This is a genomic window from Muricauda brasiliensis (genome assembly GCF_003057865.1).
Taxonomy (GTDB): Bacteria; Bacteroidota; Bacteroidia; order Flavobacteriales; family Flavobacteriaceae; genus Flagellimonas; species Flagellimonas chongwuensis.
This window is the reverse complement of the sequence record NZ_QBTW01000015.1, coordinates 19,483-45,285: the sequence shown is the minus strand read 5'-3', so window position 1 is coordinate 45,285 and position 25,803 is coordinate 19,483. Positions and strand designations below refer to the sequence as shown.

The following is a 25,803-nucleotide window of genomic DNA, read 5'->3' as shown; positions in this document are numbered from 1 at the left end:
ATAAAACGGATAGTATGATTACTCATTTAAGAGGGAAACTAGTCGAAAAAAATCCAACCTATGCCATTGTGGAATGCGCTGGGGTGGGCTATTTTTTGAATATTTCACTGCATACCTTTTCCTTGCTAACCGATGAGGAAAATATATTTATCTACACGGATTTATTGGTAAAGGAAGACTCCCATACCCTGTTCGGTTTTGCGGAGCGTGCAGAGCGTGAAGTCTTCCGTTTATTGATATCCGTTTCTGGGGTCGGGGCCAGCACGGCAAGGACTATGTTATCCTCTCTGTCGCCGGCCGATGTGAGGGATGCGATTGCCAATGGCGATGTACCCACAATCCAGTCTGTGAAAGGGATTGGTGCAAAAACGGCCCAACGTGTAATCTTGGACCTTAAGGACAAGATTTTAAAAGTCTACGACATAGGTGAAGTTTCACAACAATCAAACAATACAAATAAAGAAGAAGCGTTATCTGCATTAGAGGTTCTTGGTTTTACCAGAAAGCAATCTGAAAAGGTGGTCGACAAGGTACTTTCCCAAGACACTTCGTTAAGCGTAGAGAACATTATAAAACAGGCGCTGAAAAATTTGTAACTAGTTTGAAAAAAGGGGCAAAACCAATACTTAAACCAATACGTTTTAAGTACACCTTCTTTATTGTTTGTTTGTTGTCCATATCCAACCTATTGGCGCAGGAAACTAACGAGCAGGCTCAGGATTCCGTGCAAACAGGAGTTGAGCTTGGTCGCCTTATTATGCAAAATCCCGACAGCATTGTTGCAAAATATACCTATGACCCCAAAACAAACACTTACGTATATACCGAGAGCATTGGCGATTTCAATGTTAATTACCCAATAATCCTTACGCCCGAGCAGTACTATGATTTGGTGGAGAGGGAGCAGATGAAACTCTATTTTAAGCAAAAAGGAGATGCCTACGCCGGAAAAAAGGCCGGTAGCGAAGAGGCTAGACGAAACCTTTTGCCCAATTTTTATGTAAACAGTAACTTTTTTGAGACCATTTTTGGGGGAAACACCATTGAGGTGATTCCACAAGGGTCGGTAGCCATGGATTTGGGCGTTTTGTGGCAGAAGAACGATAACCCTGCATTGTCCCCTAGAAACCGAACCAACCTTTCTTTTGATTTTGACCAGCGTATCAGTTTGAGTTTGTTGGGAAAAGTAGGGGAACGTCTTCAGGTGACAGCAAACTACGATACAGAGGCCACGTTCGATTTCCAGAATTTGGTCAAGTTGGATTACACCCCCACCGAGGACGATATTCTTCAAAAAATTGAAGTAGGTAACGTAAGTATGCCGCTCAACAGTTCTTTGATTACCGGTGCGCAGAGTTTGTTTGGTGTAAAAACACAGCTTCAATTTGGAAAAACCACGGTAACGGCTGTTTTCTCTGAACAGCGTTCGCAAAACAATACCGTAGTTGCCCAAGGTGGTGGAACAGTAAATGAATTTTCACTTACGGCTTTGGATTATGATGAGGACAGGCACTTTTTCCTGGCACATTATTTCCGTGACAATTACGACCGTGCCTTGCAGTTTTACCCCTTTATACAGACCCAAGTGCAGATTACGCGTTTGGAGGTATGGGTGACCAACCGAAACCAACAGACTCAGAATGTGCGAAATGTGGTGGCCATCCAGGATTTGGGAGAGGCCATTTCGGATAATACCCGTATAGGAGTGAACAATGGGGACCCCGCAGGATTTTTTAATCCCCAGGCAGTGGCCACAGGACTTCCGCAGAACGGTGCTAATGACTATGATCCAAATCAAATAGGTAGCGGAGCGCTTACCCAGTCCATCCGGGACATCGCCACGGTGGAAGCGGGATTTAATATCCCAGGATATACCGTAAACCAAGGATTTGATTATGCGATTTTGGAAAACGCTAGAAAACTGGAACCTGGCAGGGATTACGAGTTCGATTCTCAATTGGGTTATATTTCTTTGAGCCAGAGTTTGAGCAATGATGAGGTGCTAGGGGTTGCTTTCCAGTATACCTTTAATGGGCAGGTCTATCAAGTTGGGGAATTTGCCAACGGAGGTGTGGATGCGACCACGGTTCCACCAAATTCCAACTTGATTGAGAACAATTCATTGGTCTTGAAACTATTGAAAAGTAACATCACCAATGTGCAAGACCCTATTTGGGATTTGATGATGAAGAACATCTACTCTACAGGAGCTTATCAATTGAGCCAAGAAGATTTTAGGCTCAATATCCTCTACTCGGACCCAACGCCTAGAAATTATATTACTCCGGTCGACCCGAACGCTGGTTGGCCCACTGGTCTACAGGACCAAGTGCTATTAAATGTATTTAATCTGGACCGTTTGAACACTTATAATGATGTGCAACCGGGCGGAGATGGCTTTTTTGATTATGTTGAAGGAATTACGGTCGATTCGCAATCAGGACGGATTATTTTCACGAAGGTCGAACCATTCGGAGAGTATCTTTTTGAATTGTTGGGCGGTGGGGTCTACGATGTGGACAACGATCAGGGCTACAATCCCAACCAACAGCGCTACGTGTTCCGAAACATGTACGCCAAGACCAAGGCAGCTTCGTTACAGGATGCCGAAAAAAACAGATTTCAAATAAAAGGAAAATATACTTCGCAATCCAATAACGGTATTCCAATTGGAGCTTTCAATGTGCCTCAAGGCTCGGTTACCGTAACTGCAGGAGGTCGCCAGTTGCAAGAAGGGATTGATTATACTGTAAATTATCAAGCTGGTACGGTGCAGCTTCTCGACCCAAGTTTGGAGGCATCCAATACGCCTATCAATATTTCGGTTGAGAACAATGCGGTGTTTGGTCAGCAGACCAGACGTTTTGCAGGGGTGAACGTGGAACATAAATTCAACGAAAAGTTTCTTTTAGGGGGAACCTTTCTCAACTTGAACGAGCGTCCCTTGACCCAAAAATCAAACTACGGAATCGAGCCCGTGAACAATACTATTTTTGGACTGAACGGAAACTTTAGTACTGAAATTCCTTTTCTGACGAGATTGGCCAATAAATTGCCAAATATTGATACGGATGTGCCTTCAAATCTTTCTGTAAGGGGAGAGGTAGCATTTTTAAGGCCCAATTCACCAAAGAATGCCGACTTTCAAGGGGAGACAACTACCTATCTGGATGATTTTGAAGGTGCACAGGCCTTGATTGATATTCGCTCATCCCTGGGGTGGACATTGGCGAGCCCGCCAGTAGAGTTTTTGAATGATAGAACGGGAATAGATGTTGGGTACGAGCGGGCAAAAATGGCTTGGTACACCATCGATCCTATTTTTTATACCAACCAAAGACCATCTGGATTATCGGACAACGATATTTCCCTGAACTCTACCCGTAGGGTTTTTATTGATGAGGTATTTACCGAAACCGATATTGCACAAGGGCAGACCCAAGTACAAAGCACTTTGGACATAGTTTACTATCCCAACGCAAAAGGACCGTACAACGCCAATCCAAGTTTTGAGACCGAAACCCCGGATGCCAAATGGGGTGGAATCATGAGACCGTTGAGCAGTACCAATTTTGAACAATCCAATGTGGAATTTGTCCAATTTTGGGTGTTGGACCCTTATGTCGATGGCGAAACCGTTGATGGCAATGCGGGGGAACTGGTGCTCAACCTGGGAAATATTTCCGAAGATATTTTAAAGGATGGTAGAAAGCAATACGAAAACGGATTGCCTGCCAGCACCAATAATGAAATTCCGAGAGAGACCATTTGGGGTCAAGTACCTTCCACGCAGTCTTTGGTTTACGCATTTGATGCTGATGAAGCCAATAGATCGGCACAAGACCTTGGTTTGGATGGTTACGGCGATGCGGAAGAAGCTACAATCTATAATGGTCCGGCAGAAGACCCTGCTTTGGACAACTACCAATATTACTTAAATCGCGAGGGAGGTATCTTAGAACGCTATTTGGATTTCAACAATACACAGGGAAACTCCCCGGTCACCGTTACAAACACTAATAGGGGCTCCACCACTTTGCCCGATGTGGAGGATATTGACAGGGATTTGACCATGAATACCGTGAACAGCTATTACGAATACCGTATTCAAATAAAGCCAAATACAACTATCGATGATCAATACGTAACGGATATCCGTGAAGGACAAACACCTACACTGCCCAATGGAACGCAGTTGAACCGTAGATGGATTCAATATAAAATCCCATTGAGCGATTTTACCGATGCCGTCGGTGGAATTTCGGATTTTAGGTCCATTAGCTTTATGAGGATGTACCTTACCGGGTTTTCGGATGATGTGGTGCTTCGTTTTGCTACTTTGGATTTGGTACGCGGCGATTGGAGGACCTATACCAATTCGCTACAGCCCACTGTGGACAATGATCCTACGGATGATGCTACCGTGACCGATGTGAATACGGTGAACATAGAGGAAAATTATGGAAGGCAACCCATACCATATGTATTGCCTCCAGGAGTTTTCAGGGAACAGTTGAACAACAACAATACAATTATCCGTCAGAATGAGCAGTCATTGTCCTTTGTGGTGGAAAATTTGGAGTCCCAAGATTCCCGTGGGGTGTTTAAAAATGTGAATGTGGATGTGCGTCAGTACGAACGTTTAAAAATGTTTATGCACGCCGAAAAAATATTCAATGCCGATTATTCGGACAGTGACACACCCTTGGTCGGTTTCTTGAGAATCGGCACGGATTTCTCCGAAAACTTTTATCAGATAGAATTGCCGCTTCAATTTACTTCTTTCGGAGCATCAACTGCGGAAGAGATTTGGCCAGATGTCAACGAAATTGATGTAGCATTGAGGGATTTGAACAAGGTGAAATCAAAAGGAATATCCGATCAGACCTTGGACGAGATCAATTACTATGAAATAGTGGATGGCGAGGCTGTTTTGGTTGATGAGTTCGCTCCAAGAACTTTGGGAAGGGTCCGTATTGGTATCAGGGGTAACCCATCCTTGGGTAGTATCCGTGGTATGATGGTCGGTATCAAGAATATCGATGATATACCTGCAAGGGGAGAAGTTTGGTTCAACGAGCTTCGTTTGGCGGGATTGGAAAATAATGGAGGCTGGGCCGCAACTGCTGCCTTGGACGCCAACATGGCCGATTTTGCCAATGTAACCGCAACAGGAAGCAGAAGTACATCTGGTTTTGGGTCTATAGATCAGACCCCGACCGAGCGTGCTTTGGAAGATGCTATTTCCTATGATGTGGTCACCAATGTAAATGTGGGGCAATTGTTTCCCAAGAAATGGAATCTGCAACTACCATTCAATTATGGTATTTCTGAAACATTGATTACACCTGAGTTCGACCCTGTTTATGATGATTTAAGATTGGACGACAGGATTGCTGCAGCTTCAACACAAGAAGAAGCTGAAACCATTCAGGAGCAAGCGGAGGATTATACCAAACGAACCAGTATCAATTTGATCGGGGTCAGAAAAAATAGGGGAGAGGAAGCCGAGGAAAATTTCTTCGATGTGGAAAATTTTACCTTTAATTATTCCTATAACGAAACCGACCATAGGGATTTTGAGGTGGCAGAGCTTAGGGACCAAAACGTTTCAACGGGATTCGTTTACAATCATAATTTTAAGCCAGCTCCAGTGGCGCCGTTCGCCAAAAAAGATTCCATGCTCACAGGTAAATATTGGCAATGGCTCAAGGATTTAAACTTTAATGCCCTGCCTACAAGCCTGTCGGTGAATGCCAACTATAACCGCTCCTTTAATCAACAAAGGTATCGTGATGTGTTGGAGCCAGGAGTAGATGCGCTGCAGTTGCCATTGCTTCAACAACGTAATTACTTATTCAATTGGCAATATGCCCTCAACTATAGTTTGTCAAAATCATTACGGTTGAACCTGACCGCTTCCAACAACAATATTGTCCGTAACTATTTCAATGTTGATGATGACAGGGATTCGGGAATCAATCAGGCATTGGACCTTTGGGATGGATTCTTCGATATTGGTGAGCCCAACCGACATGCACAGCAAATGCAATTGAACTATGAGCTGCCGTTCAGCAAGATTCCGTTCCTTAATTTTATAAATGCCCAGTACACCTATACCAGTAACTTTGATTGGCAGCGCGGAGGCGATGCGCTTATAGGGGTTGCCGAGGAAAACATCAACACCGTTCAAAATGCCAGCACCCATAATTTGACGGCCAATATGAGCATGCAACGTTTTTATGACTTTTTAGGTCTGAAGAAACGTGACGGAAAAGTAACAGCGAACCAAGCCGCTATAAGGAGGGACAAAGCCGGTAACCCCGCTAATGGTGAAGAAGCAGAAGGTCCCCGAAAAACCAGTAAAGGTTTCAATACCTTGGTGGATATTGTTACTATGGTAAAACGGGTCAATGTCAATTACAGCGAAAATCGGGGAACGGTTTTGCCAGGTTATACCCAATCCATCGGATTTATCGGAACTTCTCGACCAACATTGGGATTTGTCTTTGGAAGTCAGTCCGATGTAAGGTTCGAAGCGGCGCGTAGAGGATGGTTGACGGATTATCCAGAGTACAGCAACCAATTTATGCAGAACACCAATAGGCAATTGAATGTTACTGCCACGGCGCAGCCAACACAAGATTTGACAATCGACCTTAGTGCCGATAGAAACTTTATGAGTTCGTCACAAGAGACCTATAGTCCTGAGGAGTGGGCAAACGGACAACCGGGATTGATCAACGAAATGGGGAACTTTAGCATCTCCACCGTAATGATCGGAACCGTGTTCAGTAAAAGTGATGAATTTGATTCCGAAACTTTTGAGCAGTTCAAGCAAAACCGTATTACCGTCGCAAATAGATTGGTTGCCGATAGAGGGGAGAATCCAGGGCAATTGGATGAGGACGGTTTTCCAGAGCGATATGGTAAAACGCAGCAGGAAGTATTGCTTCCGGCCTTCTTTGCCGCATATACAGGTCAGGATGCTGAAAGTGTTAATTTGGATGCATTCCGGGAAATCCCGATTCCAAACTGGAACATTAAGTACACCGGTTTGATGAAAAACAGATGGTTCAAAAAGAAATTCAAGCGATTCTCCTTGAGCCATGGATATCGCGCTGCCTACAGTGTGAACTCGTTCCAGACCAATTTGGAGCGCCAAAACACTTCTGTCGACTCAGAGACCGGTGATTGGCTTCCCAAAACATTGATCAATAATGTGGTGCTTACGGATGAGTTCAATCCGTTGATGCGAGTGGATTTTGAGATGCAAAATTCTTTCAGCTTTTTGGCCGAGATGCGGACGAGCAGAACCCTATCCATGAGTTTTGATAATAATCTGTTGACCGAGATCAACGGAAATGAATACACGCTTGGTTTGGGCTATCGCTTTAAGGATGTAAAATTTGTGACCAATATCGGCGGAGAGAAAACACGGTTAAAAGGAGACTTGAACCTAAAGGCGGACCTTTCACTCCGTGATAACATCACCATCATCCGTAATTTGGACATCAACAACAATCAAATTACTTCCGGTCAGCGATTGATGTCCATCAAATTTACTGCGGATTATGCTTTGAGCAAGAGTTTGAACGCCTTGTTCTTCTATGATCATTCCTTTTCTGAGTTTGCGGTATCCACTGCATTTCCACAGACTACCATCAATACCGGCTTTACGTTGCGATATAACTTCGGAAACTAGAAAACACCCTATATTTATTTATACGTCATTTTGTGACAAAGTTTCTTTGAAAAGCTTTCCGCAATCTGTTACATTTGTCCATCGACTAATTCAAATACATTAGCAATGAACATACCATCAGAATTAAAGTACACAAAGGACCATGAGTGGGTCAAGATAGATGGGGATATCGCAACCGTTGGAATCACGGATTTTGCCCAGAGCGAACTAGGGGATATCGTTTACGTAGAGGTGGAAACTTTGGATGAAACCTTGGATAAAGAAGAGGTTTTTGGAACCGTTGAGGCCGTAAAGACCGTTTCTGATTTGTTTTTGCCGTTGAGCGGTGAAATCGTAGAATTTAATGAAACATTGGAAGACGAGCCCGAAAAAGTGAATTCCGACCCTTATGGCGATGGCTGGATGGTGAAAATAAAAATTAGCGAGCCTTCCGAGGTAGAAGAATTAATGAGTGCTGATGATTACAAGGCATTGATAGGTGCTTAAAAAAAGCATATATACTATATTGTTTATAAGCTGGGTAGTGGTCATCACAATGCTCAGCTTATTTTCTTTCTCTCAAATGGATTTGGATACAGGAGGTCTGGATATTCCCTATGCCGATAAAATCGTTCATTTTACATTTTATTTGGTGTTCGCATTTGTGGGAAGTTTAAGTTTACGGGAAAGAACCTCTGGAAGCCTAGGATTGAGAAAAACCTTGATTATTGTTTTGATTTTCGCTATATTATATGGAATGCTGATTGAGGTGCTGCAATATACCCTAACAACGGATCGGATGGCCGAATTTGCCGATGTTTTGGCAAATACACTGGGAGCATTTGCAGGAATTGGGTTGATTCGGTGGTTTTTTTCTAAGAAAAACCCGTTAAAATGGAAATTTTAATTGTTTATTTAACCAATTAATAATTAAATTAGCAAACACTAAATTTAGAAAAGGAGAAAAAGGATGGAACCAAAAAAGAACCCGAAAGCAGACGTAGGAAGAAACAGTGCCCTATACTTCGTTATAGGATTGGCCGCTGTTTTGGCATTGGTATACGGAGCAATGGAGTGGAAAAAATATGACAAGGTCAATGATTACGACATTTCTATGAATGTTGAAGATCAGTTGGACGAAGAAGTGCCAATGACCGAGCAGATTAAGACTCCACCGCCACCACCGCCACCTGCAGCCCCCGAAGTTATCGAGGTTGTAGAGGATGAGGAAGAAGTTGAGGAAACAGTAATCGAATCTACTGAAACCAGCCAAGAAGAAGAGGTAATCGAAATCGAGGAAGTTGAAGTAGAGGAAGTTGAAGAAGATATCTCTGTTCCTTTTGCAGTTATCGAGGACGTGCCAGTATTCCCTGGGTGCGAAAACGCTAAGGATAAAAAGGCTTGTTTCCAAGAACAAATGCAAAACCACATCCGTAAAAACTTCCGTTACCCAGAAATTGCCCAAGAAATGGGAGTTCAAGGTAGGGTAAGTGTAATTTTCGTTATCCAGAAAGATGGAAGTATCGGAAACATTAGAATGCGTGGACCGGACAAAAACTTGGAAGCAGAGGCAATGAGAATTATTCAAAAACTGCCTAAAATGACACCTGGAAAACAGAGGGGTAGGCCAGTAAAGGTTCCTTTCAGTATTCCAATTACATTTAAGCTTCAGTAAAATTTATATAATTCTTGCCGAGGTAGGAATAGAAAAAGCCCTGATGGAAACGTCAGGGCTTTTTTTATTCATTTAAATACTAGAATCATAAAACTTTAGCTTTGGTTGCAAAAGATATACACTGGCGTTATCTTTGCCAGCCAATAATGTAGTGGATGAAATCTGCCGTAGGTTCAGTAAAAAGCAATACCCTTTCCCTAGTATTTTCCGACTTTAAGGAGATTACCAAGGCCAAATTGGCCGTAAGCGTGGTCTTCTCTTCGATTGCGGGGTATTTTCTGGGTGCCTATCAGGTGGATTTGGTCTCTTTATTGTTATTGATGTTCGGGGGGTACTGCATGGTCGGAGCCTCAAATGCCTATAATCAAATTATAGAAAAAGACCTCGACGCTTTAATGAAGCGTACCCGAAACCGCCCCATTCCCTCGGGAAGAATGAGCGTGAGGACCGCATTGATCATTGCAGTCACGTTAACAGTGCTGGGAGTTTTGGCTTTGCTTGCACTTAGCCCTAAAACGGCGATGTTCGGTGCCATATCCATTTTTTTGTATACCAGTGTTTATACGCCGCTGAAAACAAAATCGCCTTTATCCGTATTCGTAGGTGCCTTTCCCGGAGCCATACCTTTTATGTTGGGGTGGGTGGCAGCGACCGATGATTTTGGTATTGAGCCGGGGACATTGTTCATGATTCAATTTTTTTGGCAGTTTCCGCACTTTTGGGCACTCGGGTGGATGTTAGATGACGATTATAAGCAGGCAGGATTCAAAATGTTGCCTACAGGGAATAGGGATAAGGGAACGGCACTTCAGATCATACTGTACACCATCTGGATGATTGTAATCTCCATTGTCCCGGTTTTTGGTTTTACAGGTAGGCTTAACCTTTCCATTACTGCGGCAATCATCGTATTTTTGTCAGGATTGGTCATGTTGTTTTTTGCTTTCAAACTTTATGAAAATAGGGACAATGCATCAGCCAGAAAATTGATGTTGGCCAGTGTAACCTACATATCATTGATTCAGATTGTATACGTATTAGATAAGTTTATAAGCTAAGAATGGATTTAACCCAAGGAACAGCGGAGGAAAAGAACAAAAGGGCAAAGAAGATGATGCTCTGGTTCGGTATTGTGAGTTTGATCATGGGATTTGCTGGCTGGACAAGCGCCTATATCGTTAGTAGTAAAAGAGAGGATTGGGTGAGCGATTTGGAACTTCCAAGTGCATTCTTTTTCAGCACGGCCATGATTATCCTGAGCAGTATTACTTATTTTATCGCAAGAAAATCTGTAAGCAACAATAATCAAAAGGCGGGCACTATATGTTTGCTCATTACTTTGGGATTGGGAGTCACTTTTATATCATTACAATTTGTGGGGTTTTCACAGATGCTGGAAAACGGTTATTATTTTACCGGTCCCACCAGTAATATAAAAATGTCCTACGTATTTTTGATAGCTGCCGTACATATTGCCCACGTAGTGGCAGGATTGATTTCACTTTTAGTGGTTATTGTACAGCAAATAAGACATAAGTATACCCCCGATAATATGTTGGGAATGGAGTTGGGTGCCACATTTTGGCATTTTTTGGATTTTATTTGGGTATATCTAATTCTATTTATGTATTTCGTGAAATAAAACAAGATTGGCGCAGTTTTCAATCAAGTTTGTCTTTTACAATACATCAAAAAATGTAAATTTGTGAAAGTTTTAATAAAACGACCTTTTATATGAATGCAACGGTAAGTACCGGTACAGAAGACAGCGTTTGGGGAGGCGGGAATAAGCCCCTAGGCGCTAGCTATGGAAAAATGATGATGTGGTTTTTTATCATGTCGGATGCCTTGACCTTTTCCGGGTTCTTGGTAGCCTATGGTTTCTCAAGATTTAAGTTTATAGAGCTATGGCCAATTGCCGATGAGGTATTTACCCACGTGCCGTTCTTCCATGGGAACTATCCTATGTATTATGTAGCTTTCATGACCTTTATTTTGATCATGTCTTCGGTGACCATGGTACTCGCAGTGGATGCCGGTCATAAAATGAAGCAAAAAAGCGTTATCCTATATATGTTCCTTACCATCATTGGTGGTGCCATCTTCGTTGGTTCACAGGCATGGGAATGGGCAACATTCATCAAAGGAGATTATGGAGCTGTAGAAACCAACTCAGGTAGAATCCTTCAGTTCGTAGATGCCGAAACCGGTGAAAGAGCTGCCTTGGCAGACTTTGCCAAGACATTGCCAGAGGAAAGAGAGAAGCATGTGGCAAGCAAAGGTATTTGGTTCCAAGGAGAAGGTTATCAGACCTCTTATTCGTTAAACGAAGTAGTAGAGGGTTTTAAAGCAACACCGAATATCCTTATTCGTACAGAACAACTTAATGAAGAGGGTGAAAAGACCCTTTTGGATAGAAAAGAATCACTTTCAAAAATATTGGAGGCCAATCAAGTGGTAGAAGGAGCAAACCTTGTACACAACGAATACGGACATAGGTTGTTCGCCGATTTCTTTTTCTTCATTACTGGATTCCACGGATTCCACGTATTCTCTGGAGTAGTGATCAATGTCATCATTTTCTTTAATGTGATATTGGGTACCTACGAGCGAAGAGGTCACTATGAAATGGTAGAAAAGGTTGGACTGTACTGGCACTTTGTGGATTTGGTATGGGTATTTGTATTTACATTCTTTTATTTGGTATAAAAACATTGATTATAAATGGCACACGATCATAAACTAGAGATTTTCAGAGGACTTGTAAAATTTAAGTCCAACACCCAAAAAATTTGGGGAGTACTTATTTTCCTTTCGATAGTAACAACAGTAGAAGTTGCATTGGGTATTATAAAGCCACGGTTCTTGACCCACAGTTACTTTTTGGGCATGAAGTTGTTAAACTGGATATTCATCATCCTTACCTTGGTTAAGGCCTATTATATAGCATGGGACTTTATGCACTTAAGGGACGAGAAGACTCCATTGCGAAGGGTAATCGTATGGACCCCGATTTTCCTAGTATGTTATTTGATATTCATCTTGCTTTTTGAAGCCGACTACATTTATAATGTGTACAGTGATGGATTCATTACTTGGAACTTCTAAGAAAAGCATTTAACAGATTTAAAAGACGGTTTTCCAACCGTCTTTTTTTATTTTTGTACGGTTATAAACACTATGAAGAAGAAAATTGTATTAGCCGTTCTTTTTATACTCCCTGTGGTCGTGTATTTATTTTTCGCATCGGGAGTGAACAATTTCGGACGCCTCCCCATTCTCACGGAAAACGTGGAAGATGTAGCTCGGATAGACCCCAACGTCCAACTAAAGGATAAGATTACCATATTGGGTTTTTTGGGCAATGATGTAGCGTCCAAACAAGGGAATGCGTTCAATTTGAACCAAAAAATCTATAAAAGATTTGGGGAGTTCAACGATTTTCAGATGGTGATGTTGGTGACGGAAGACCAAATGGGCAAGGTCGAAGATTTGAAGAGTGAATTGGGAAAACTTTCCGACATAGATAAATGGCACTTTGCATTTGGCAACCCAGATGAAATCGAAACAATTTTTGAATCATTGGAGACCAATATTGATTTGGACGATAGTTATTCCACGCCCAATGTATTTATAGTTGACAAGGATTTAAAACTTCGCGGACGAACCGATGATGAGGATGAAGGAACCAAGTATGGATTCGATACTTCTTCAGTAGCAGAATTGAACAATAAAATGGTGGACGATATCAAGATAATCTTGGCCGAATACCGTTTAGCTTTAAAAAAGAACAATGCCGACAGGAGCAAATAACAAACGAAAGCATACCTATATCTGGGTCTCAGCAATCATATTGATTTTTGGGATTTTTGCTGTGTATGAAATCACCAAACGCATAAAAGGGGGCACGGTCGTAGAAAACGACCGGATGAGCAATGGCTCCAAAGAAATAGAGGTAGGTTTTGTGGTCAACCAAGGTGAAAAGCGCCGCGTGCCAGACTTCGAGTTTTATAATCAAGATAGTACCTTGGTGACCAACAAGGACTATTTGGGCAAAGTATATGTAGTGGAGTTCTTCTTTACCACTTGTCCCACTATTTGTCCTATAATGACAAAAAACCTGGTGGAATTGCAGGATACTTTCGAAGAAGATGAAGATTTTGGAGTGGCATCCTTTACCATCAACCCACGATATGATACGCCGACTGTGCTAACAGCCTATGCCGAAAAATATGGTATCACGGATAAGGATTGGCATTTGATGACAGGCGATCAAGAGAAAATATATGAATTGGCAAGGCAAGGATTTTACATTTTTGCCAACGAAGACCAAAATGCGCCAGGAGGATTCGAGCATTCCGGTATGTTCGCATTGGTAGACAAAAATGGGTATATTCGTTCCCGTGAAGATGAATTCGGTAACCCGTTGATTTATTATCGAGGAACAATTACCGAGGAACAAAAAGTAAATTCAGACGGGGAATCCCAACAGATTACCATATTAAAAGAGGACATTAAAAAATTATTGGCAGAATGACCGAGGAAATTACTCTTAAGGAAAAGCGGTACAATAGGTTGATTACCGTAATTTCCATTGCTATACCTTTAGTGGTGGCACTTTTGTTTGGTTATAAAATTCCGAATGCAAAACCATTGTCGTTTCTCCCCCCGATTTATGCGGGCATAAACGGTCTTACAGCTATTCTATTGATTGCTGCCATTATCGCCATCAAGAATGGACGTCAATTGATTCATAGAAGGTTGATGTTGACCAATATAGTCTTGTCCGCCTTGTTCCTGGTCATGTACGTGGCCTACCATATGACTTCCGAAACCACTGTGTTTGGAGGTGAAGGCCCCATTAAGTTTATTTATTACTTTATTTTGATGACACATATCGTGTTGTCCATATCCGTAATACCATTGGTGCTGATTACCTATTCCAAAGTGTACCTTGACGATTTTGAAAGTCATCGACAGTGGGCCAAATACACCTTTCCGATTTGGTTGTACGTAGCCGTTACGGGTGTTTTGGTCTACGTAATGATTTCTCCATATTATCAATACTAATCAAACATGAAGACAAGATTTCTTATCATACTGCTGATAGCTTTTATGGTCCCGACCCTGTCGGAGGCCCAATGTGCCATGTGCCGAGCAGTTGTAGAGAGTGAGTCTGATGGAAAAACTGCCGAAGCGATTAATAATGGAATTGTGTACCTAATGGCCGTTCCTTATGTCTTGGTTGCTGGTCTTTTCTACTTTATTTATCACAAGATGAGAGGTTAAAACATTCTTTCAATAAGGATTTTTAACTCAAACTGTAACAATTTAAGATTTTGATAGTCTAATTGGTGTGCGCTTTTGCGTATTTCATCAATCAAAATCTCTAACCTATGTTCGACCTGGAACGGTGGCAAGAAATATTTGACACCATAAGAAAGAACAAACTCCGGACTTTTTTAACAGGGCTCTCCGTGGCCTCAGGCATCTTTATTTTGGTCATTTTATTGGGCTTTGGGCAAGGTATGCGCAACGGTATCGAAAACGAGTTCAAGCAAGATGCGTCCACAAGTGTTTGGGTTTGGCCGGGCATTACTTCAAAAGAATACAAGGGGCTCAACCCAGGAAGGCGTATTCAACTCGTAAACGAAAATTTTGATAAGGCAAGTACCATGTTCAAAGAGGATATTGAACGTGGTTCCGCCAGAATATTTGTTCGTGGAGTCAATGTCAATTATGGAAAGGAGGCACTCATTTACGGGGTACAGGGCGTAGCATCCGATTTTCAATTTATTGAAAATGCCAATATGGTAGAGGGCAGGTTCATCAACTATCAAGACGAAGTTTCCAATGGAAAAGTGGCCATTATTGGGAACAAAATAAAAAAGGATGTCTTTGGTGGGGTGGAAACACCCATTGGAGAATTCATAGACATTTCGGGCATTCCTTTCAAAGTGATTGGAGTCTTCAAAGAAATGGAAGAGCGGGAAGAAGAGCGCATTTATATTCCAATAAGTACGGCACAGAAGACATTTAATGGCGGAAATAGACTCAATAATATGTCCTTTACCCTGCCTCCTGTCGAAAATTTTGATGAAGCCGTAGCGCAGTCCATCGATTTTAAAAACGGGCTACGCCAGTATCTGCAACAAACTCATACTATAGCCCCGGAAGATACTGGGGCCATAGAGGTGTGGAGCGCCATGGAAGAAGCTAAGAGATATTATGGCCTTACCAATAATATAAAACTTTTCTTCTGGTTCGTCGGTGTATGTACCATCATCGCTGGAGTAGTGGGCGTAAGCAACATTATGATGATCGTGGTAAAGGAGCGCACCCGTGAAATAGGAATACGAAAAGCATTGGGCGCCAAACCATGGTCCATTATTGGGATGATATTGCACGAAGCCATATTTGTGACCGCCATTTCAGGTTTCGGAGGTCTCATATTTAGTATGGCCCTTCTGGAACTGGTTGGCCCAAATATAGAAGTGGATTACATTATGAATCCCTCGGTCAACTTCAATGTGGCCTTTTCCACCGTTATCGTTTTGATAGTTGCCGGGACCTTGGCAGGCTTTGTACCGGCCTATCGAGCAGCTAGCGTTAAAGTAATAGAATCCCTCAGGGACGAATAACAATATCCGATATGTTCAATAAAGATAGATGGCGGGAAATAATTGAGGTGCTCACTACCAATGTGTGGCGTACCATATTTACGGCTTTTGGAGTATGTTGGGGCATTTTTATTCTGATTGTACTCTTGGCAGCAGGTAAGGGATTAGAAAATGGCATCAAACAAGATTTTGGAAACATTGCCACCAATACCATGTTCATGTGGACCCGTGCCACTACAAGAGGTTATGAGGGTCTGCCCAAGGGTCGGAGTTTTGAGTTTAAGGTCAGTGATGTGCAAGCACTACGTGACAATGTGCCGAACCTTCGTTTTATTTCACCACGGAACCAATTGGGAGGGTTTGGTGGCAACAATAATGTGGTGAGAGGTATTAGAACGGGCGCCTACAACGTGTATGGAGATTATCCGGAGATTATCAATCAAGACCCAATGGCCGTGACCTCGGGACGTTTTTTAAACTATAACGACATCAGGGAAAAACGAAAGGTGGCCGTAATTGGTCTAGGGGTAAAGAATGATTTGTACGATAAAGACGAAGATGCGCTTGGAACCTATATCAAAATACAGGGAGTGAACTTTATGGTAATCGGTACCTATAAAAAGAACAATAGTGGTGGGGGCGAAGAAGGCCAAAAGGAAATATTTGTTCCCTTTACCTCATTTTCGCAGGCCTTCAATCGTGGTGAAGATGTTGGTTGGATGGCCATTACGGCAAACGATGGTAGCTCCATATCCCAACTTAAGGAGAATATAGTGGATGTAATGAAGAAACGCCACAAGGTACATCCAGAAGATACCCGTGCGGTTGGCTATTTTGACCTTTATGAACAATATAATCGAGTGGAGAGTCTCTTTGGGGCATTGAAAGCGGTTGCTTATATCGTGGGCATTTTGGTATTGCTTTCGGGGATTATAGGGGTGAGCAACATTATGCTCATTGTAGTTAAGGAGCGTACCAAAGAGATAGGTATACGAAGGGCATTGGGCGAACAGCCTTGGTCCATAAAAAAGCAAATCTTGATGGAGTCCATCTTCTTGACCTTAATTTCCGGTATGGTAGGCATCATATTCGGTTCGTTGGTCATATTTGGAATCAACTCCCTATTGGATAGCGTTGGGCCTGTGGATATGTTTATGAGTCCAAGTGTCAGTATTGGAGTGGTCACCGGCGCATTGACCATTTTAATGGTATCCGGGCTATTGGCAGGCTTCATTCCAGCACAGAGTGCCATACGGGTTAGACCCATCGAAGCGCTTAGAACAGAATAATAGGTAAAGAATCAATCAATAACATCAATTAAAATGAAAAAATCGGTAACCATTGTCATCTTGTTGCTCATCGTAGTAGTGTTCGGTGGCTCCATGTATTACTTATATCAAAAAAATGCTGAGGACCCCGTAGTGTATCAAACGGAGACACCTTCCAAGCAGACCATCGTTAAAAAAGCTGTGGCCACGGGGAGTATTCTTCCTTTGGAAGAAGTGTTGATCAAGCCCAATATCTCTGGAGTGATCGAGGAGATTTATGTGGAAGGTGGAGATTACGTAAAATCTGGTGATCTTTTGGCCAAGATCAAGGTGGTGCCAAATTTGTCCGCATTGAATGATGCAAAAAATACAATTGACGAAGCCAAGATAAATCTCGATGATCAAAAAAGGAACTACGAGCGCCAATCCACACTCTATGGTAAAGGGGTAATCCCTAAAACTGACTTGGAGCGGGCTCAGGTGTCGTATGATCAGGCCAAACAAGCTTATTCTGCGGCCAACAAACGCTACGATATCGTAAAAACAGGAACTACCAGCGGATTGAGCAGTTCGGCCAATACCATGATACGTGCTACTGTCAGTGGAATGGTGCTGGAAGTCCCTGTGGAGGTCGGTAATCAAGTAATCGAGAGCAACACCTTTAACGAAGGAACTACCATAGCAGCCATTGCCGATGTTGATAAAATGATTTTTGAGGGCAAGGTAGACGAATCCGAAGTAGGAAAGATCAAAGAGGACTTACCTCTGGAAATTACCGTAGGTGCCATTGAAAACCGTGTTTTTGATGCCGTTCTGGATTACATCGCCCCCAAGGGCAAGGAGGAGAACGGAGCCATCCAATTTGAGATCAAGGGCACGTTGAAGAAAAGCGATACCGTTTTTATCAGGGCGGGGCTCAGTGCCAACGCCTCCATAATTTTGGCGCGTGCCGATAGCGTTTTGGCGGTAAAGGAGGCACTGGTCCAGTTTGATGATGATACCAAAAAACCATTTGTAGAGGTAGAGACTGCCAATCAGCAGTTCGAAAGAAAAACAATCGAACTTGGGGTCAGTGATGGTATTTTTGTAGAGGTAAAGTCAGGTATAGCGGCCACTGACAAAGTCAAGGTATGGAATGCGCTGGCCGAGGAATAGTGTGCAAAATGCACCTTTCTGAAAAAAAAATAAAAAATCTTGTAACATTTTAACAACATATATGTCTTACTAGCAGAAGTAAATGTAAGATAGCTAACATCATCAATCATGATAGAAATCAAAGATCTTCATAAATCCTATAAAATGGGGAGCAACTCCCTGCATGTTTTAAAGGGTATAAATTTTAAAGTTGAAGAAGGTGAGCTTGTGGCCATTATGGGGTCTTCAGGTTCGGGAAAATCTACTTTGTTGAACATTTTGGGAATGTTGGACGGTGCGGATTCCGGAGAATATACCTTGGACGGGGTTCCGATCAAGAATTTGAGCGAAACCAAAGCAGCCCAGTATAGAAACAAGTTTTTGGGATTCATCTTTCAGTCCTTTAACCTGATCAATTATAAAAGTGCAGCAGAAAATGTGGCGCTTCCATTATACTATCAAAAAGTACCTAGAAAGGAACGCCAAGAAAAAGCGATGCAGTACTTGGAAAGAGTGGGACTAAAGCCATGGGCCGGTCACTTGCCAAGCGAACTTTCCGGAGGTCAAAAGCAAAGGGTTGCCATAGCGAGAGCGATGGCAGCGGAGCCAAAGGTGCTTTTGGCGGATGAGCCAACAGGAGCTTTGGATAGTAAAACTTCTTATGAGGTCATGGACCTTATTCAAAAAATCAACGATGAGGGAAACACCATTTTGGTAGTTACCCACGAAGAGGATATCGCGCACATGTGCAAACGAATCGTGCACTTAAAAGATGGTGTTATCGTCGAGGACAAAAAAGTCGAACAAGTAAGAGCAGAACAATATGTTTGATCGGGACGTTTGGCAGGAAATATTCAATACGCTGAAGACCAATAAACTCAGGACTTTCTTGACTGGTTTCTCTGTAGGTTGGGCCATATTTATCCTAGTGATGTTGTTGGCCTCGGTGAACGGAATGCAGAACGGTTTTGTGGGCCAGTTCAATGATGATGCCACCAATTCCATTTTTGTGCGCACCGGTACAACTTCCAAAGCTTATGGCGGTTTTGAGGCAGGCAGACGCATTCAATTAAAGAATGATGATTTGGAATACATCAAACAAACCTTTCCAAAGGATATTGAATATATCAGTGCAAGGTATTATGCCAATGCAACGGCACGTTATAAGAGTGAGACCGGCTCCTACTCTGTACAAGCTACCCACCCTGGTCATCAAGCTATAGAAAAAACATTGGTTACCGCTGGAAGGTATATCAATGAGGCAGATATAGTGAATAAAGCCAAAGTTGCCGTTATCGGTAGAAAAGTGGCAGAAGATTTATTTAAAAAAGAAGATCCTCTGGGAAAATTCGTAGAGTTCAACGGGCTGCCATTTAGGGTGATAGGAATATTTACAGATGATGGTGACGACAATGCAGAGCGAAGAATCTACGCACCGGTAACTACATATCAACGCATTTATGGGAACACCAATGAAATTGCCAGTATTGCATTGACCTATAACCCTAATTATGATTTAACGGAAGCTCTTGACTTTTCTGAAAGGTTGGAGATTTTGATGAAGCGAAGGCACAAGATTGCACCAGAGGACCAAGCGGGCCTTTCCGTTTGGAACTATGCCGAAGCATTCAACGATATCAGCAGTTTCACAGCTGTTCTAAAAGGCATAGGTATCGGGGTTGGATTCTTGATTCTCATTGCGGGAATCGTCGGTATCGGAAACATTATGGTGTTCACAATAAAGGAAAGGACCAAAGAAATAGGTGTACGTAAAGCTCTAGGGGCAAGACCAAGCCAAATAGTGAATCTGGTTTTGTTGGAGTCCGTTTTTATTACTGCTATTTCGGGATTTGTGGGGCTTTTGTTCGCCTGGATGATTTTGGCCGCAATCGGTCCCATGATACAAACACCGGCATTCAGTAATCCATCTGTAAACCTTTCCACTGTGATAACCGCCACTATTATTCTTGTAATAGCGGGAGTATTGGCAGGTCTGTTGCCAGCGATGAAAGCTGCGAATGTTAAACCCATTGTTGCACTAAGTGATAAATAGTTATGTGGTTATTTGATAAGGATTTGTGGATAGAAATTTTTCATACGCTGAGCAAGAACATGTTTAGGACGTTCTTGACCATGCTTGGGGTAATCTTTGCGATGATCATTTTGGTGCTCTTGCTAGGTTCGGCCAACGGGATGAGCAACGGGTTCAATAAACTATTTGCTGGAACAGCCTCGAACAGTTTGTTTGTTTGGGGTCAATCGACCTCCGAACCATACAAAGGCTTTGAGCGGGGAAGAAGAATTCAATATAAACTGGAAGATGCCGATATCTTAAAAAAGCAGATACCCGAAATAGAAGTGTTGGCGCCAAGAATTGAGTTGGCTAGTCATCGGGGGACTGTGACGGTGTATAGAAATGGTCAAACAAGTGGTTCTGCGGTTTATGGGGACTATCCGGAAATCGATGATATTACAAAAAAGAAATTGGTGGAGGGCAGGTTCCTTAATCAAACCGATATAGAGCACTCCAAAAAGGTATGCGTTATCGGGGAAGAAACCTATAAGCTCCTTTTTGAAAAAGGGGAGAAGGCCATCGGTGAAGAAATTAGGATTAATGGAGTTTACTTTACCGTGGTAGGAATATATAAGCCGAACAACAATATCAATATAGATGGTGAAAACGCCGTATTCATTCCCTTCAGTACCTTTCAGATAGCCTTTAACTCAGGTGACAGGATGGGATGGATGGCCATTGCGGTGGAGGATAATACTCCAGTGAAATTTGTTGAAAGCCAAATTAAGAGCATTTTAAAAGCGAAGTACGATATCCACCCAGATGATGAGCGTGCCATTGGAAGTTTCGATATGTCGGAAATATTCAACAGCATCACCGCCTTTACCACCGTACTCAAAGGATTCTCCTTCTTTGTTGGAATCTTTACACTGTTGGCTGGTGTGATTGCCATCAGTAACATCCTTTTGATTACCGTAAAGGAGCGTACGCAAGAAATAGGTGTGCGAAGGGCCTTGGGAGCAACCCCCGTGATTGTAAAACGCCAGATTGTGGTTGAGGCCATCGTGTTGACAGCTTTTGCGGGCCTTGTTGGATTCTCCATCTCCGTTGGAATATTGTCGCTTTTGGATGCCATGTTCGGCAGTGGGGATGATTTTCCTTTTGTAAAACCAATGATCAGTATACCTCAATTTATCATATCATTTGTTTTAATGGTTGGTTTGAGTGTGCTCATTGGACTGTTGCCTGCCAATAGAGCGGTAAAAATAAAACCCATAGATGCATTAAGAGAAGAATAATCATCAATACAATTAAATAACGAAATCAAATAAGCAAGAATGAACAAGTATGTAAAATACGGATTGATAGGGGTAGTGGTCATTGGTATTTTGGCCGCGATAGTCTACTTTTTAAAGCAGAACAGTGCTCCTGTAGAGCTGTATAAAACCGAAACAGCAGAACGAAAGGACATTGTTAATAAAGTAATCGTAACCGGAAAGGTAATACCAGAGGACGAGATCAACATCAAGCCTCAAATTTCAGGGATTATCGATAAGATCCTCTTGGAAGAAGGTGTGCGCGTAGAATCCGGAGACCTTATTGCCGTAATCAAGGTAGTTCCGAACGAGCAATCTTTGAACCAAGCTGCAGGACGGGTAAGAACTGCAGAACTCGCTTTGAACAATTCCAAAATAGAATACGACAGGAATAAAACCCTTTTTGATAAAGGTGTGATTTCCAGCCAAGACTTCAATAACCTAAAGCTTACCTACGAGCAAGCGTTGCAGGAATTGAAAAATGCCCAAGCGGATTACCAAATTATTAGAAAAGGTTCTGCCGGAGGCTCGGCAAGCGCAAACACCAATATTAGGGCTACCGTAGCTGGAACCATCTTGGAAATTCCAGTAAAAGAAGGAGATCAGGTAATCCAAAGTAACAACTTTAACGATGGTACCACCATTGCCACCATTGCAGATATGAACCAAATGATTTTTGAGGGAGAGGTAGACGAAGCCGAAGTTGGAAAACTTAGTGTAGGCATGCCCCTGGAGATTAGCTTGGGAGCCTTGGAAGAGCAAAAATTCAATGCCAAGTTAAAGTTCATTGCACCAAAAGGTGTGGAGGAAGAAGGAGCTGTTCAGTTTAAGATTGAAGGTGATCTAGACGTAAAAGCTAGTGATAGTACCTCTTACGTAAGGGCAGGTTATAGTGCCAACGCATCCATAGTATTGGAAGAAAAGAAAGATGTATTGTCCATCAAAGAAGCTTTGCTTCAGTTCGATAAAGAGACAGAAAAGCCATATGTGGAAGTACAGACAGGCGAAAATGAGTTTGAGCGCAGAGATCTTGAATTGGGCGTTAGCGATGGAATAGACGTAGAGATTGTTTCCGGTATTGATGAGAATGATAAAATCAAGGTTTGGAACAAGTTGGAAAGAAAATCTGACGAAAACTAATCCGTACTAAACCATCATTAATAAATCAAAATCGAAAAACGAATGAAAAATAGCATAACCATATTACTTGCGTTGTTCGCTGTTACCTTGTCGAGTGCACAGGTGCGACAATGGACGCTCCAGGAATGTGTGGAATACGCAGTAGAAAACAACCTGACCGTAGAACAATTTGAACTGGATTTGGAGAACGCTAAAATAGATAAGTCCGATGCCATTGGAAACATGCTTCCAAGTTTAAGCGGAACAATGTCAGCGTCGAGCAACACAGGTTTCTCCATTAATCCAACGAACAACTTGCCCACGAACAGTACGGCAAATAACGTGAACATAAGTGCTACATCCAGCATAACACTTTTTGATGGGTTAAGGAACATTAACCAGCTGCATAGGGCCAAAATGAACACAATTGCGAACCAATACCGTTTGGATGATTTAAAGGATGATATCCGTTTGAACGTGGCGAACGCTTATTTACAAGTGGTGTCCAATAAGGAACAGCTTAAAACCTTTAGGGCGCAATACGCTGTTACCGAACAGGATTTAAAGCGTACCAAGGAATTGGTGGAATCCGGTGTGGTTCCCAGGGGAGACCTTTTGGAAATCGAGGCGACGGCCGCCAATCAAGAACAGCAAATAGTGAATGGCGAGAGCAATGTTCTAATTTCTCGTATCAATCTGGCACAATTGCTTCAGATTACAGATTATGAAAATTTTGATATTGCTCAAGAGGAATTTGATATTCCCCCATCTGACATTCTTGATAATTCACCTAAGGCTATTTTTGATAAGGCGATGACCTTTAGGAACGATATCAAATTCTCAGAATCCAATGTGGAATTGGCGGAACAAGATGTCAAAATTGCAAAGGGAGCCTATTTGCCAACGCTATCGGCTTTCTTTCAATACGGAACAAGGTATTCAGATGTAACCCAGATTCCTGACGGAAATGGAGGTGTGTATACTCCTGGCCTTACTGACCAATTATGGATTTTTGATGGTATCAGTTACGGTGCGCAGTTGAACATCCCTATTTTCAATGGATGGAGCACACGTAACAATGTAACCCGTTCACAAATAAGTCTGGAAAAGGCCAAGCTTCAACTGGAGCAGGATAAACTAGATTTGGAAAATACCGTTCAGCAGGCCTATGTAGATGTGAATACGTTTGAAAAGGCCTATGCGGCAGCCGAAAAAACATTGGAGGCAAGGACTTTGGCGTATGACTATGCCAAGGAACGTTACGATGTTGGTTTGATGAACGCTTTTGACTTTAGCCAAGCGCAAGCCAGGGTGGAGAATGCACAGGCAGATGTGATCCGTACCAAATACGATTATATCTTCCGATTGAAAATATTGGAGTTCTACTTTGGTATACCCATTTCATTAAACTAGTATCTTTGTGGCCGCTATGGCTACAATACTACATTTAGAAACAGCTACCACCAATTGCTCCGTGAGCATTGCAAAGGATGGCGAAATGCTTGTCCTAAAAGAAAACAACGCAGCGAACTATTCCCATTCGGAACAATTGCACGTATTTATAAAAGAAGCCTTGGAAGAGGCTTCTTTGTCATTTTCGGACCTTGATGCAGTTGCCATTAGTAAAGGCCCGGGTTCGTATACAGGACTTCGTATCGGGGTGTCTTCCGCAAAAGGTCTATGTTTTTCATTGGATATTCCTTTGATTTCTGTTCCTACCCTCCAGAGTATGGCGCATCAAGTGGATATAAAACCGGGGGAATTGGTGATTCCTGTACTCGATGCAAGACGTATGGAGGTGTATTCCTGTGTATACAATGCGTCATATAAGGAAGTTCGCGAAACCCGGGCCGAGATCATAGAGGAAGCATCCTTCTCTGAATTCGTATCGGACAGCAAGGTATATATTATTGGTAGTGGAGCAGAAAAAATTAGGGGTGTCCTAGAACACCCCAACTTTATTTTTAATGAATCCGTTGTGCCTTCTGCGAAGGATATGATTCAAATTGCTCTTCAAAAATATCAGTCCAATGAGTTTGAGGACGTGGCCTATTTCGAGCCCTATTATCTCAAGGACTTTGTGCTTCAGCAAAAAAAGAAGAAGAATTAATCTTCCAATGCCTTATGCATAACACGTTGCGGAAAAGGTATTTCGATTCCGGCTTCATCAAAACGTAATTTGGTTTCCTCAATGACATAAAAATGTGCCGCCCAGAATACATCGTTATTGGCCCAGAAACGCAAAGACAGGTCTACGGAGCTGTCACCAAGATTTCCAACATACACCTCTGGTGCAGGTTCTTTGTTGATGTTCTCGTTCTCGGCACAGATTTGAAGAAGGATTTCCTTTGCTTGTTTAATGTTTGAACCATACCCGATTCCAACGTCAATTTTATCCCTACGGGTAGACTCCATATTGTAGTTGATGATGTTGTCATTGGAGAGCTGACCATTCGGTATAATCGCAATTTGATTCCCGAAAGTACTCAACTTGGTATTGAAAATGGAGATTTCCCTAACCGTTCCATCCACGCCCTGTGCAGAGATAAAATCACCGACCTTGAAAGGTTTGAAAACCAGTATCAATACCCCGCCGGCAAAATTCGCCAATGAACCTTGCAAGGCCAAGCCAATGGCCAAACCAGCGGCACCGATGATGGCTACCAATGATGAGGTCTTTACGCCCAATTGGGTCACCACGACCACAAATAGCATAACCTTTAAGGCGATACTTATAAAACTTTGTAGAAAGGATTCTAGGGTCTGGTCGTACTCTTTTCTTTTAAAGAACCCTCTCACCATCCTATTGATAAGCCGGATAACCCATAGACCGACAAAAAATATGATAATCGCCATGATTATATTGGGTACGACCCCAAAGGCCCATTCAATGGCCTGATCAACGTATTCTTGGTAATTTTCTAGTTCCTTCATAATAGCTTTTTAGTTTAATTGGCAACGTAGTTAATATTC

23 protein-coding genes are annotated in these 25,803 nt (G+C 42.4%); 22 read left to right on the top strand and 1 reads right to left on the bottom strand.

Annotation, left to right across the window (positions count from 1 at the left end):
- The first annotated feature begins 14 nt into the window (after positions 1-14).
- The 22 genes from ruvA (at position 15) to tsaB (ending at position 24,940) form a co-directional block, all read left to right on the top strand.
- Positions 15-596 (top strand): Holliday junction branch migration protein RuvA, encoded by a 582-nt coding sequence (gene ruvA / locus DCK90_RS11130; RefSeq protein ID WP_108246293.1) that lies wholly within the window; start codon positions 15-17, stop codon positions 594-596.
- 5 nt (positions 597-601) lie between these two features.
- Positions 602-7,705: a T9SS outer membrane translocon Sov/SprA gene (gene sov / locus DCK90_RS11125; RefSeq protein WP_108246292.1), complete on the top strand. Its 7,104-nt coding sequence runs from the start codon at positions 602-604 to the stop codon at positions 7,703-7,705.
- A 105-nt stretch (positions 7,706-7,810) separates the two neighbouring features.
- Complete coding sequence (gene gcvH / locus DCK90_RS11120; protein WP_108246291.1) at positions 7,811-8,191, top strand: glycine cleavage system protein GcvH; 381 nt, start codon at positions 7,811-7,813, stop codon at positions 8,189-8,191.
- A gap of 49 nt (positions 8,192-8,240) precedes the next feature.
- Positions 8,241-8,591, top strand: a complete 351-nt coding sequence (locus DCK90_RS11115) for a VanZ family protein (RefSeq protein ID WP_108246290.1) — start codon at positions 8,241-8,243, stop codon at positions 8,589-8,591.
- Between the two features lie 63 nt (positions 8,592-8,654).
- Positions 8,655-9,359 carry an energy transducer TonB gene (locus DCK90_RS11110; RefSeq protein ID WP_108246289.1) on the top strand — a complete coding sequence of 235 codons (705 nt, stop codon included), beginning with the start codon at positions 8,655-8,657 and terminating at the stop codon, positions 9,357-9,359.
- A 155-nt stretch (positions 9,360-9,514) separates the two neighbouring features.
- Positions 9,515-10,417: a heme o synthase gene (gene cyoE / locus DCK90_RS11105; RefSeq protein WP_108246288.1), complete on the top strand. Its 903-nt coding sequence runs from the start codon at positions 9,515-9,517 to the stop codon at positions 10,415-10,417.
- Between the two features lie 2 nt (positions 10,418-10,419).
- Positions 10,420-11,001 (top strand): cytochrome c oxidase subunit 3, encoded by a 582-nt coding sequence (locus DCK90_RS11100; protein ID WP_108246287.1) that lies wholly within the window; start codon positions 10,420-10,422, stop codon positions 10,999-11,001.
- A gap of 92 nt (positions 11,002-11,093) precedes the next feature.
- Positions 11,094-12,068, top strand: coding sequence for a cytochrome c oxidase subunit 3 (locus DCK90_RS11095; RefSeq protein ID WP_108246286.1), 975 nt, complete (start codon positions 11,094-11,096; stop codon positions 12,066-12,068).
- Positions 12,069-12,083: 15 nt separating this feature from the next.
- Complete coding sequence (locus DCK90_RS11090) at positions 12,084-12,467, top strand: cytochrome C oxidase subunit IV family protein (RefSeq protein ID WP_108246285.1); 384 nt, start codon at positions 12,084-12,086, stop codon at positions 12,465-12,467.
- Between the two features lie 72 nt (positions 12,468-12,539).
- The gene (locus DCK90_RS11085; RefSeq protein ID WP_108246284.1) at positions 12,540-13,172 is read left to right on the top strand and encodes a hypothetical protein; all 633 of its coding nucleotides are present in this window, start codon (positions 12,540-12,542) and stop codon (positions 13,170-13,172) included.
- The gene (locus DCK90_RS11080) at positions 13,153-13,896 is read left to right on the top strand and encodes an SCO family protein (protein ID WP_108246283.1); all 744 of its coding nucleotides are present in this window, start codon (positions 13,153-13,155) and stop codon (positions 13,894-13,896) included. Before DCK90_RS11085 ends, DCK90_RS11080 begins: the two co-directional genes overlap by 20 nt.
- Positions 13,893-14,429, top strand: coding sequence for a DUF420 domain-containing protein (locus DCK90_RS11075; protein WP_108246282.1), 537 nt, complete (start codon positions 13,893-13,895; stop codon positions 14,427-14,429). Before DCK90_RS11080 ends, DCK90_RS11075 begins: the two co-directional genes overlap by 4 nt.
- Positions 14,430-14,435: 6 nt before the next feature.
- Positions 14,436-14,648, top strand: coding sequence for a hypothetical protein (locus DCK90_RS11070; protein WP_108246281.1), 213 nt, complete (start codon positions 14,436-14,438; stop codon positions 14,646-14,648).
- A 107-nt stretch (positions 14,649-14,755) separates the two neighbouring features.
- Complete coding sequence (locus tag DCK90_RS11065; protein WP_108246280.1) at positions 14,756-16,000, top strand: ABC transporter permease; 1,245 nt, start codon at positions 14,756-14,758, stop codon at positions 15,998-16,000.
- A gap of 11 nt (positions 16,001-16,011) precedes the next feature.
- Positions 16,012-17,268, top strand: a complete 1,257-nt coding sequence (locus DCK90_RS11060; RefSeq protein ID WP_108246279.1) for an ABC transporter permease — start codon at positions 16,012-16,014, stop codon at positions 17,266-17,268.
- Positions 17,269-17,301: 33 nt separating this feature from the next.
- Positions 17,302-18,402, top strand: a complete 1,101-nt coding sequence (locus tag DCK90_RS11055) for an efflux RND transporter periplasmic adaptor subunit (protein WP_108246278.1) — start codon at positions 17,302-17,304, stop codon at positions 18,400-18,402.
- Positions 18,403-18,510: 108 nt separating this feature from the next.
- Entirely contained in the window at positions 18,511-19,212 is a 702-nt protein-coding gene (locus DCK90_RS11050; protein ID WP_108246277.1) for an ABC transporter ATP-binding protein, read from the top strand.
- On the top strand, positions 19,205-20,434 hold the full coding sequence (locus tag DCK90_RS11045) for an ABC transporter permease (RefSeq protein WP_108246276.1): 1,230 nt from the start codon (positions 19,205-19,207) through the stop codon (positions 20,432-20,434). Before DCK90_RS11050 ends, DCK90_RS11045 begins: the two co-directional genes overlap by 8 nt.
- 2 nt (positions 20,435-20,436) lie before the next feature.
- Positions 20,437-21,693: an ABC transporter permease gene (locus DCK90_RS11040; protein ID WP_108246275.1), complete on the top strand. Its 1,257-nt coding sequence runs from the start codon at positions 20,437-20,439 to the stop codon at positions 21,691-21,693.
- A 39-nt stretch (positions 21,694-21,732) separates the two neighbouring features.
- Positions 21,733-22,851: an efflux RND transporter periplasmic adaptor subunit gene (locus DCK90_RS11035; RefSeq protein WP_108246274.1), complete on the top strand. Its 1,119-nt coding sequence runs from the start codon at positions 21,733-21,735 to the stop codon at positions 22,849-22,851.
- A gap of 42 nt (positions 22,852-22,893) precedes the next feature.
- Positions 22,894-24,243, top strand: coding sequence for a TolC family protein (locus DCK90_RS11030; RefSeq protein WP_108246273.1), 1,350 nt, complete (start codon positions 22,894-22,896; stop codon positions 24,241-24,243).
- 16 nt (positions 24,244-24,259) lie between these two features.
- Positions 24,260-24,940 (top strand): tRNA (adenosine(37)-N6)-threonylcarbamoyltransferase complex dimerization subunit type 1 TsaB, encoded by a 681-nt coding sequence (tsaB, locus tag DCK90_RS11025; protein WP_108246272.1) that lies wholly within the window; start codon positions 24,260-24,262, stop codon positions 24,938-24,940.
- On the opposite strand, the gene DCK90_RS11020 is transcribed toward tsaB, so the two are convergent.
- Positions 24,937-25,764 (bottom strand): mechanosensitive ion channel family protein, encoded by an 828-nt coding sequence (locus DCK90_RS11020; RefSeq protein ID WP_108246271.1) that lies wholly within the window; start codon positions 25,762-25,764, stop codon positions 24,937-24,939. The two genes, tsaB and DCK90_RS11020, sit on opposite strands and share 4 nt — an antisense overlap.
- Positions 25,765-25,803: the final 39 nt, after the last annotated feature.